The organism is Mariniflexile sp., assembly GCF_052728615.1.
Genome location: NZ_JBFVFE010000052.1, coordinates 17,916 through 29,259 on the forward strand (window position 1 = coordinate 17,916; position 11,344 = coordinate 29,259).

Consider the following 11,344-nt stretch of genomic DNA (forward strand, 5'->3'; position numbering starts at 1 on the left):
AAGTAAAACCCATTACGATTTATACGACAATATAGGGGGCGCTAGCCCTAAAATTGTCGTAGATACAAACGTTAATTAAATAAAAAGGGGCGTAGCCCTGTTATCTTCGTAAAATAACACGATAATGAACAGAAAATATATAGCCCTGAAATTTAATAAACATGGCAAACACGTACACAATTGTTTTATAAAAGATGTCAGGGATAAAGCCCCTAATCCGTCATCATGGCTCATTTTGCTAATAAGACTACAGGGCAAACGCCCCTAAGTCAAGCGCATAATCCAATTTTCTCTCGGCTAAATAGTTGCAATATTTTAACTCTTGATTCGCATATAAATACAATTTCGCCAATGGCATATTTTAAATAGTTGGTGGTTTTGCCTTGGTTAAGCAGTGATTTACGGATGTCATTAAAAAGTTTTGCCATGATCAATAGCTTTTAAGTTCATCGGCTATCAAATTTTTTAGTCCTTCTGCCTTTGTAATGAGCAGACTACTTATGAAATCAATGTTCACAGAGGTGTAAAAGGAGATATGCTTTACACTTTTATAGAATTCTGTATCTTCTGCAATCTTATTCAGATTGAAACTTATTCCCGGATACAATGAGGTGGGACTAGGATCCATTAAATTAGAACCTATAGGCATTCCATTAAGATGGCCTATGGCTCGCCTTTCGGTTTCTTTTAAACCAAGATTATAGGATGATACAATTTGCCGATAATCTTCAACTTCAGTTTGATAGTTGGCCAATTCTTTTTTAAGATTTTCTGATTTAATGTACGATAGTTTGCCCGAACTAACGATTTCATTATAGGTTGGAAACGTTTGGGAATAATCCATAATCCAACTCACCCGTGTTATGGCCGTTATAAACTTTGTAGAATCGGTTGCCTTTAGGTCATCAAGTGATTTAAGAATAAAATCTGCCCATTCTTTTCGATACCTTAAGGAGTTTTGTTGGTCTTCCAAATTTTTGATGTCCGCTTCAACATCTAACTTAAGATTCCTCAACAAGGTCTTGGTTTCTTTATGTACTATATGGTCTTGGTTCCAATTATTGATCTGCAAAGCAATCAAAATGCCAATCACCACCAATACAATTTCACCAATGGCGTATTTAAGATAGTTAGTGGTTTTACCTTCTGCAACCAGTTTTTTACGGATATTTTTGAAGAGTTTTATCATTTTAGACCCTTTTTTATTAAAGTTCTTATTTCAGATATTTTGGCTAAAGCACTTTCCATTTTCCTCACTTGGCCAGCTCTATTGTCTTTATATAGTTTAAAAAGTATAATGGATGATGGTTTTTCAAAGAAAGTTTGTGGGTTTATCGGGATACAATATTCTGTCCATTTAAAATCTGAAAAATCTGTTTTGATGACAGGAAGCCAATCTGTGTTGAATGAGTTGAGAACATCATTTAGGCTTTCATATAATTTGAAGAGGTTCTCGTCGTAATAGGATATTAATTCCAATTGCAGTTTTTTATTTGAAATGTTTTCAATGCCTTTAGCCTTTAATACTTCAAAAGCGCTCGATTGCGATTTAAAGCGTTCAAAGGAAATAATTTTGCCCATCCAAAAGTTTAAACTATCATTATAGTCTTTCTGTGATACTTTTTCCAGTAACCTGTAAGTTAACTCATTGGCCTGTTTGGCTTTATATAATTCAATGGATATTGAAGCAGAATCAATTTTTAGATTTTGGTCTATTAAATTTAATATTTCATGTTCGAATATATTGGCTTTTCTAACTTCGTTCCAATTATTGATCTGCAAAGCAATCAAAATGCCAATCACCACCAATACAATTTCTCCAATGGCGTATTTTAAATACTTTGAAGTTTTGCCTTCTGCGAGTAGGTTTTTACGGATGTTTCGAAAGAGTTTTATCATTGTTTTTAATTTTTGCTTTGTCCCTTTAGGGACTTCTATTTTGGTAGCCAATTATGATTATGCATCGTTTCTGTGCCTTTAGGTACAGAATATGTTAAAGTACTGGTTTAAAAACATAGCGTTCATCAAATTCTATATGGAATTCTTTTAAAAATTTTAAATATTCATCTTGAAAAGTTACTGCTTTGTGATCCTGCTCTTGGTTTTTGATATAATTGATCACAGGTGCCAATTCTGATCTTGAATATGAAAAAGCACCAAAACCAGCTTGCCATGAAAATTTTCCATTGACAAATCCTCTTGAATTTACCCATTTTGATGAATCCTGCTTAACCTGTTTCATTAAATCTGAGAGCGATTGGGTGGGTCGCATTCCGAACAGGATGTGGATATGGTCGGACATACCGTTTATCTGCAATACTTTATGATTGTTATTCTGAATAATTCCTGATATGTATTTGTACAGTTCATTTTTCCATTCACTTTTGATGAGGCTTTGTTTGTCCTGGACCGCGAAGACGGTTTGTATATGTATTTGTGTATGGGTGTTTGCCATGGTTGCCTGTTTATATGGCGTACCTAACGGCACGCTGGGTGATCGTTGTATTTTCTTCTTCTACCAATATATTTGTCCCTAACGGGCCAGCTTACAATCTCCAAATAATATTCTTTAGGTAGTTGGTGGCCCTGCCTTTGTTAAGAAGGTTTTTACGGATGTCTCGAAAGAGTTTTATCATTGTTTTTTCAAATAATCATTAATTTGTTTTAATAACTTTCTGGAATGGATGAGAGAATAATCCATTTCTTCTCTGGTTTCTGTAAAGAGGATACGCTTAAAATTACTGATACCTTGAAAGGTAGCTGCAAGATGCCCTGGATTTACATGCTTCCAAACTAATGAATCAATGAGTTTGCCTTGGTCATGGATTGGTGTTGAGCCAAAAGTATAGGTGTTTACATACGACGTAATTTTTTCTCTATAATCATTGGTAGTTTGTTCTACCCTTCCATAAAGAGCGGATTTCTTATTGTAAAAATTCTTGATTGATGCCTTGAGTGAATCAGAAAGGTTTTCTATTAAACCTGTTTGGTTGAGACTATTATAGGCATTTGTGTTGTAAATAATCTGGGCACTCCAATTTGGGTTAAATTGATGGCGCGTTATTTGTATTAAAGTATCCAAAGTTGCATTTGGTTTTGCAACCCTTGACCGCAGAGACTCATTAAATTGAAATTGCTCAATGATAAAGGGCTGTTTTTCAATTATTAATAAAGTATCCTGTATTAAATCACTTCTTAATGCTTCAAGTGAGCCTTTAATTTTTAAATCTGTTTTTCTGTTCTCGTTCCAATTATTGATCTGCAAAGCAATCAAAATGCCAATCACCACCAATACAATTTCACCAATGGCGTATTTTAAATACTTTGAAGTTTTGCCTTCTGCGAGTAGGTTTTTACGGATGTTTCTAAAAATTTTAATCATTAATTTTCTTAATCTTATATTCGTTATTTACAATGTTTAAGGTTATTTTATAAATCCCTTTCTTAACGGTAATATTGGAGCCTTTAAAGACTAATTTTTCAATACGATTTTCACTTCTGCCCCAATCGAATGTCCAGTTACTATCTGCTCTAAACTTTATTTCTCCATCAACCAATTGGGTCTGTAGTTCAAAAATGCCATCTTCCAGCATTTTCATAGGTAAGCCAATAGCCCAATTGCCATTGGGAACTCCTGTGCCAATGAGTTCCATTTTTTCAATCTTATTAATAGAATTCGGGTAATTTTTTGCTATAAAAGCTAAAATGGATTGACCATTTTTAAAATAATTGGGACTACTTCTTAATATACTTTTCTTTATAAGTTGCATGGATTTTACGTCGGCAATAAAACCAGGTTCATTAATAAGTTGTTTTGCCGCCTCTATATTTTTCTGTGAATAAAAATTATCTGTTGGTGGTTTAACAAACTCTTTATAAGGAAGGGCATCCAGATTGTAAGACCTTATAGGAATATTAGATTTTCTTAAATGTTGATAAAACAAAAATGGCGCAGTATTCATATCAAAAACAAGTCTGCCATCAGAATTGTTTGAGGTTAAATAGCCTCGTAAGCTTTTTGAAAGTTCATTTTGTGCTTCGTTATTAGGATTCAGTTTCAAATAGGGTTGTAATAATTCGTGATAATTTTCATTTTGTGAAAAACCAGTATAATCTAGCAGTTGAATGGCTCCTGGAATTAGTTCAGGAGTCATACTATCGGGATGATTTAGTATAGAATCTATGTAAGAAAGCTGAAAAACCAAGCGTTCTTCTAAAATAGTTAAATCATAATTCTCCACTTGAATTTTTGAATAAACTTGTTTTAGTCCAAATTCAAAATCTTTTTCCACCTTGTTTTGTTCCTTCCAATTATTGATCTGTAAAGCAATCAAAATCCCAATAACTACAAGGATGATTTCGCCAATGGCGTATTTTAGGTAGTTGGTGGTTTTGCCTTCATTAAGTAATTGCTTTCTAATATTTCGAAATAATTTTATCATATGTAGTTGTTTTATAGTTTGGTATGCCCGCAAGCGGCTATCTCAACCAAATGTCCACTGCACATTTGATTTTACTTCGTAAAGTTTTGTTTCGATAATGGAAGTTTCTAAAGAGTTTTATCATAAGCTTTATGTGTTCCCTCCAAGGAGGGGAACTATCCGTGTGGTTTTTAAATTTACGTAATTATTCATATTCAGGGAAAGTAAAATTTCTCAAAAGTACATTTAAGGTACATACTGGCTTTGTTTTTGTTAAGAAGGTTTCCGTTGATGTTTCTAAGAGCTTGAATGAACCCGAGAGGCGTTCCCCTCCTTGGAGGGGCTAGGGGTGGGTTTTTTTAAGTTTTTAGTTATTGATCAAGTTTACTACAAGCACAATTTTGCCAATGGATATTTAAAATACTAGGAAGTTTTGCCTTCGTTTATAAGCTTTTTATAAATGAACTTACTCATGGTTTCTTTTCTTAAAATATGTAATCACAACAAACATTAATGATAAAGCCCCTATAATTATTATTGTGTAAAAAATTTCATTTCTAGCTAAATTTGATAGAAAATAAAGGATAATCACTATTGAAAGTAAAGGAACTATTAAACCTCCAGGGGTTTTAAATTCACCCGGTAACGATTTATGGGTTTTGCGTAATCTGATAACAGATAAAGCAACCCCTAAATATAGTAAAAGTACAGAGCTGGTTGCTATAACTACCAATTGTTCAAAACTCCCTGAAACAGCGAGCGCAAACCCAATGGTTGCATATACAATAATGGCAATGTGCGGAGTTGCAAATGATTTATGGATTTTTGATAACCATTTTATAGGGATAACCTTATCTCTTGAAAGGGCATATAAAATTCTTGGACTGTTTAATATTGAGCCACTCATATAACCAAACATAGAAATAATGGTGCCAACCAGTAAAAGCATAAGCCCAAACGCACCAAAAACCACTCTGGCAGTTTCGGCAAGTGGTGCAGCTTTAAAGTTTGGTAAGTCGCTTCCAAGTACACCTTGCGCCACTGTTTGCACCATTATATAAATAAATGCTATACTGGTTATGCTTATAAAAATAGCTTTAGGGATGGTGCGTTTTGGGTCAATAACCTCACCACCAACTATAAGTCCTGTTTCACTGCCCTGAAATGCAAAAAACAAAATAAGCGATGCTTCTCCTAAAGTTTTGATACTTGGTAGGGAATGGAATTCCAAATTACCCCAAGAAACATGTTTCCAACCAACAGCAATAAGCAACAACAACGGGATTAGTTTTGCGATGGTAGTAAACTTTACCAACCCGATGCCTTGTTTTAAGCCAATAACATTAATGTAAACCAAGCCATAGAAAAGGATAAATAAAAATAAAAACCGAGGCCACCCGTTTTCAAATATGGGGTAGGCAGAAGCCATTACATTAACTAATGCATTAGATACCGCGGCATCGGCAAAAAAATTGCCACTTACTGCTAAAATACCACCAATAAAACCTGCATAATCGCCAAAAGCAGTTTCAATATAAGCATAAGGGCCTCCTGTGTTTGTTACTTTACTACCAGCTTCGGCAAAACATAACATAACAAGTCCCATTAAAATACCACAAAAAACGTAGGCAATAATGCTTGAAGCGCCCATTTTGGCAGCAATAATAGCAGGGAGGACAAAAATTCCCGACCCTATAACTATGTTTATAATATTGGCAGATAACCCCAGTGCCCCAACGCTTCGTTTTAAACCTTCTTCCTTTACAATCATAACTTGTTTTTAAAATTCATAAATAGTTAAGATTTACCTTAATCAATGAATAAAATACACTTTCTTTATTTTGCCGTTTTCAATGTGATACATAGCAACTGCCTCCAAAATACGGTTTCCAAACTGTACCCGTTCTTTGTCTATTACGATATTGCCTTGCACGATTCTTTCAACTAATTCACAATGTAAATTGGGTGTTTTTTCAAACATTTCGGAATACACTTTTCTCATATTGTCTTTCCCTTTTACTCGTAATTCATTGGGATAATTATAAACTTCCACATCCTCGGCATAAGGCTCTAAAAAAGCATCGATATTTCTGAAATTGTAAGCGTTCAACTGTCGTTGCGCCAAATCTTCCGGCGTGTCTTTTAACAATTCATTCGGATTGAAAACAATGCCATTATTGATAACACGATTGATTTTTGTGACGTTCTCAAGCTTGTCAATGGGGTTGGCTTCCAAAAGCAATAGGTTTGCTTTTTTTCCTTTGGCAATGGTTCCGAATTCGTTTTGTTTGTCCAAAACTTTGGCACCGTTTAATGTTGAGGCGGTCAAAATCTGCCAATTGCCCATGCCGCTTTTTTTCATCATTTGCAACTCAGTTAAATAGGAAGAAGCGTGCATTGTACCAATATTTCCGGCATCGGTTCCTGTTGCTATAATAACACCTGCATTACTCAATATTTTGAGGTTTGCCATACTGATTGAATCGGCTGTTTTTAAACTTGCGATGCTTTCTTTAGAGTTCCCTCTTTTTTTGTAATTATCGATAAGCAAGGTGTCCGGTAGATGTTTTAAGTCTAACAAGGAGCCTAATTGGTAAGGGTCGGCTTTTAGCAATTCATAATTGCTTGGGTTTATATTTTGACCAAAAGTTTTTACATATCCATCGCGCACAATCAAGGTAGGGCAGAGCACCGTTTTGTTTTTCTTCATCAATTGCACAAAGTCCGGTTTCAAAATTTCATCATTCACGCTGTGAACCAAAAAATCACAGCCGTTTTCCACTGCCAATTGTGCTGTAATTCTCTGTGTGGCGTGAACGGCTACTTTCAAGTTGTTTTTATGGGCTTCTTCAATGATGGCTTTTACGATGGGCAGGTTTTTGCGGGCGCTTTCTTCCACCGATAAACCGTCGGCTCCCACAATGTACCAGATCTTGATGAAATCGGGTTTTAATGGCAATTGGTTTTGAACCATTTTGATGCCATCTTCCACAGTTTTTACTAAATTAAAAGGCTCATCTTCTTTTAAGTTTTCGTAAACTTTAGGCTCGTAGGTTGTCGCTAAAGGACCTGTTATAAAAATGGACGGCAACGAATCATTGTTCCTAAAATCTACTCGCTGTTTTAAATAATGATAGGTGGCACCAACATCAATAAGATTGGTGATGCCATTTTTTAAGTACATTTTAAGTTTATGTACCATATCATCTTTCCCCAATTGAATTTCATCTTGATAGGGCATATATTTTCGTAGATCAATGACATCCGGTCGGGCGTATAACCCACCATTTTGAAAGAAATGGATGTGGGCATCGGTCATTCCGGGCATTAAGTATTTGTCTGTACCATCAATAACCAAAGCGTTTTTTGGGATTTTAATTTTTTTGCTGGATTGAATATCCGTAATCAAATTATTGGTAATAACTACCGTTTGATTGGGTATCATTTTCTGGTTTTCTACATCTGCAATGGTAGTATTGGTAATATAGGTTTGCGAAAAAATGATATTTGTGAAAATGAATGCGAAAATGAATGCGAAAATGGATAGATGTAATGTTTTCATTTTTAGGTTTTTTTTAGATTGATTAATTTATTTCATTGGCTGTTAAAACACTCAAAAGGTTTGCGCCCACTATTTTATTGATGTCTTTTTTGCCGTATCAAAATGCTGTTTTTCATAAGTTTTGTTTTTATAGAATTATTTTTTTATTGAGTTTAATTTAAAATTCCCTTCCCACAGGGTACAATAAATACCTGTCATCATAAAATTTTGTTTTACTGTAAAACCAGGTAAGGATGGCGTTCTGGTCATTGGCAAATGCTTTGTCCTGTGCTTTCTTTTCTTCAAATTCCTTTTGTAGAACTGGTGACTCCTCCATCATTTTTTTTGCCATTGGTTCCATAACATAAGCTTCAATATATTCCGTGCGTTGAAAAATGGGAAGAAAAAATCCCCAGCTAAAAAAAGAATCAGCTGATTTTGGCTCCAATAAAAACATTGCTAAATCTCCCAAAGTCTGATCGGTTGAAATATATGCTGAACCTGCAGGAAATACTTCTTTTCGTGTTTCTGGAACAGGAATTCCAGTAACTTGCATGTGTCCTTCAAAAGGCAACATGTTACCAGATTCATCTTGAAATTTAGCATCTTGAATTCTGTACATTTCTACGGTTACTTCACGAGGTTGTTTTAGGATTTCCATTTGTATGCCGTGCAATTTTAACCGTTCTATTATTTCAGAACACGATGCTGGCACGAAATATCCTTTTGGACGTGTAACAAAATCCACAGGTTCTGTGCCTTTAAAATTGGCAATAGTCATTGTTGTTGGTTTTCCTGTCCATTCAACATAATCGGAATTGGTTACAGTTGATTTTACAATTTTAGATTCTATTCCTAAAAGTTTAAGACTATCAGGAGGCGTTAACTCATTTCCATTGATTTTTACACTTGATTGATTTTCAAAAGTTACTGCGGCTTTCATTTGCGGTATTTTCGATTTTACAGCAAGTTTAGACGCTCTTTTGGCTCTATCAGCTATAGTGCTTTCTTTTAGTGATTTTCCTTCTGTTGCTAGAATGTTTAAAGTGCTTTCCAGCAATACATAAGTTCCCAAAACTCTTTGTCTGAATGGCTTTAGAGAATGGTTTTCAACCAGAATGGAAGCTGTGTGTCGCAAATCGCCATAAGCATCTGAAAATCGTGGTTGATCTCCCATTAATAATATATTTCCTTGTGAAAAATCACGGTTATTTACCGCAAATAATAATGGTCCCGGAATATGTCCGTTAGTGGTTAGGTCTTTATCCGCATTCATTTTATATTTTGTTGCTAACCAGTTGGAAATAGATTTTGAATAGCCTAATCCATCCAAACCGCCAAAAGTAATATCGTATTGATAATCAGCCCCATCCGTAACATGAATATCCATGTAAAGTAGCGGGTCGTATTCATTTATCACATTGATTACGGCTCGTACTTCCTTCGTATCTATTTTGGCGTAATCTCTGTTGAGGTTTAAATTTTGTGCATTGGTTCTCCAACCCTGGTTTTTTGGACCTCTTTGGTTAGGCCTGTTATATGGCGATGAGCGTTCATGGGCATCTACGCTCAGGATGGGAATAAACAAAAAGTTGACCTTATCCAACAAGGTTTTTTTATTGCCAAAAGCAATGTCACGCAGTAACATCATACCGGCATCTTTGCCATCAATTTCACCGGAGTGAATACCAGCCTGTGCAAGAAAAATTGGCTTGTCTGATTTTTTTAAAGTTATCGCTGAGATGTTTTTTTCGGTGGAAGCAATGATCATAAATATATCGCGTCCTTCAACGCTTTTACCAATAGAGACCATAGTTAACAACGGAGAAGCTGCTGTTAATTTTTTAAACCAGCTCATGGTTTCATTATAATCCGGTGTGGTTATAAAATTCGATTTTTCTGAAGGAGTTATCCAAGGATTATTTGCATTTGCAATGAGTGATTCACTTTTCCCGTGCCATTCTATAGACGGCGGGAGGTAGGATTGTGCAGTAGTTGCTACAAACGTAAAAGCAAAAATTGAAAATAATATAAAACGTGATTTGATTTGAAACAACATAATATTGCATATTAAATTAAAAATAGTTGATGTTTTGGTTATTTTTTTATGTGATTTATTTCATTGGTTTTCAAAACCCTTAAAAAGTTTTGACCTAAAATTTTATTAATGTCTTTTTCGGTATAACCTCTTTCAATAAGCGCTTTAGTAATTAATGGATAGGTTGTAACATCATCCAGTTGCTGAGGTGTTACGATGATGCCATCAAAGTCGGAGCCTAGCCCAACATAGTCTATGCCTACCAGATTGATGATGTATTCTATATGCTGAATCAATAAGTCCAATGGCGGTCTGATAGCATTTTTTTCTGCTGAATATTTAGTGTAGATGTAATCCATGGCATAAAACCCATGCATGCCGCTTTTTTGTAGCGAATCATATTCTATGGCATGTTTTTCAAAAAAAGCAGATTCTTTTTTGTCAAAATCGGGGTCAATAAAACCAGCATTAAAGTTAACATGAACAACACCCCCGTTTTTTGCTATGGCTTTAATTTGGCCATCCTTTAAATTGCGCGGATGTGGTACCAAGCTATAAACGGAACTATGCGATGCGATAACAGGTTTTGTAGATAAATTTATGACATCCCAGAACGTTTGGTCGCCCGAATGGCTCACATCGATCATCATCCCAAGTTCGTTCATACGCTTTACAATCTGTTCGCCAAAATCGGTAAGCCCTTTTTTCCCTTCGGAATTAAGTTCTCCTCCTTGGGAGGATTCATCGGCGGCACTAGTCACCCAATTTGGGGATATGTTATGGGTTAAGGTTAAATACCGTGCACCACGGTTGTAAAGGGCGTTTAATTTGTTAAGATCATTTTCTATCATGTGGCCGCCTTCAACACCAAACATGGCCGCTATTTTATGCTGTTTTACCGCTTTTAACAATGCTTTGGTATTGGCAACTTTTACCATCTTGCTTGGGTTGCGCGCCACAACGGCATCCAGACTGTCCATTTCTCTATTGGCATAAGCATAGGAATTTTGCACATCACCATCACAATAAACAGAAAACATCTGAAAATCCAATCCGCCTTTTTTTAAACGCGCTAAATCAGTATGCGTTATTCCAGTTAAGTCTTGGTCAAAAATAATCCCCACATCCGCAGCTTTCATCAGAATATCGTTGTGTGTATCAACCACAATTGCGTCCGAATGGATTTTTTTGTAAGATTGTGCTATAAGTTGCTGCGTTCCTATTAAGATTAATAATATTAGTTTTTTCATATGTTGATATTTATTGATTTTTATCCCGATAACTATCGGGAGTCATATGTAATTCGCATATCATCATTGGTGTTTGCGACCAATTTTCGGTCAT

The 11,344-nt window shown here is 35.3% G+C and carries 10 protein-coding genes; all 10 read right to left on the reverse strand.

Going from position 1 to position 11,344, the window contains the following annotated elements; translation table 11 throughout:
* Positions 1–269 precede the first annotated feature (269 nt).
* Positions 270–428, reverse strand: coding sequence for a hypothetical protein (locus tag ACU1LP_RS15555; RefSeq protein WP_445734008.1), 159 nt, complete (start codon positions 426–428; stop codon positions 270–272).
* 2 nt (positions 429–430) lie between these two features.
* Complete coding sequence (locus tag ACU1LP_RS15560) at positions 431–1,189, reverse strand: DUF6090 family protein (protein WP_445732218.1); 759 nt, start codon at positions 1,187–1,189, stop codon at positions 431–433.
* Positions 1,186–1,899 carry a DUF6090 family protein gene (locus ACU1LP_RS15565; protein ID WP_445734007.1) on the reverse strand — a complete coding sequence of 238 codons (714 nt, stop codon included), beginning with the start codon at positions 1,897–1,899 and terminating at the stop codon, positions 1,186–1,188. The genes ACU1LP_RS15560 and ACU1LP_RS15565 overlap by 4 nt, the downstream gene beginning before the upstream one ends.
* A 94-nt stretch (positions 1,900–1,993) precedes the next feature.
* Complete coding sequence (tnpA, locus tag ACU1LP_RS15570) at positions 1,994–2,455, reverse strand: IS200/IS605 family transposase (protein ID WP_445732220.1); 462 nt, start codon at positions 2,453–2,455, stop codon at positions 1,994–1,996.
* A 177-nt stretch (positions 2,456–2,632) separates the two neighbouring features.
* On the reverse strand, positions 2,633–3,382 hold the full coding sequence (locus ACU1LP_RS15575; protein ID WP_445732221.1) for a DUF6090 family protein: 750 nt from the start codon (positions 3,380–3,382) through the stop codon (positions 2,633–2,635).
* Positions 3,375–4,442: a DUF6090 family protein gene (locus tag ACU1LP_RS15580; RefSeq protein ID WP_445732222.1), complete on the reverse strand. Its 1,068-nt coding sequence runs from the start codon at positions 4,440–4,442 to the stop codon at positions 3,375–3,377. The genes ACU1LP_RS15575 and ACU1LP_RS15580 overlap by 8 nt, the downstream gene beginning before the upstream one ends.
* Before the next feature lie 445 nt (positions 4,443–4,887).
* Positions 4,888–6,192 (reverse strand): APC family permease, encoded by a 1,305-nt coding sequence (locus ACU1LP_RS15585; protein WP_445732223.1) that lies wholly within the window; start codon positions 6,190–6,192, stop codon positions 4,888–4,890.
* Between the two features lie 42 nt (positions 6,193–6,234).
* Complete coding sequence (locus ACU1LP_RS15590) at positions 6,235–7,983, reverse strand: amidohydrolase family protein (RefSeq protein ID WP_445736733.1); 1,749 nt, start codon at positions 7,981–7,983, stop codon at positions 6,235–6,237.
* Between the two features lie 157 nt (positions 7,984–8,140).
* Positions 8,141–10,021: a M14 family metallopeptidase gene (locus tag ACU1LP_RS15595; RefSeq protein ID WP_445736734.1), complete on the reverse strand. Its 1,881-nt coding sequence runs from the start codon at positions 10,019–10,021 to the stop codon at positions 8,141–8,143.
* A 38-nt stretch (positions 10,022–10,059) separates the two neighbouring features.
* Positions 10,060–11,250 (reverse strand): dipeptidase, encoded by a 1,191-nt coding sequence (locus tag ACU1LP_RS15600; RefSeq protein ID WP_445736735.1) that lies wholly within the window; start codon positions 11,248–11,250, stop codon positions 10,060–10,062.
* Positions 11,251–11,344 lie beyond the last annotated feature (94 nt).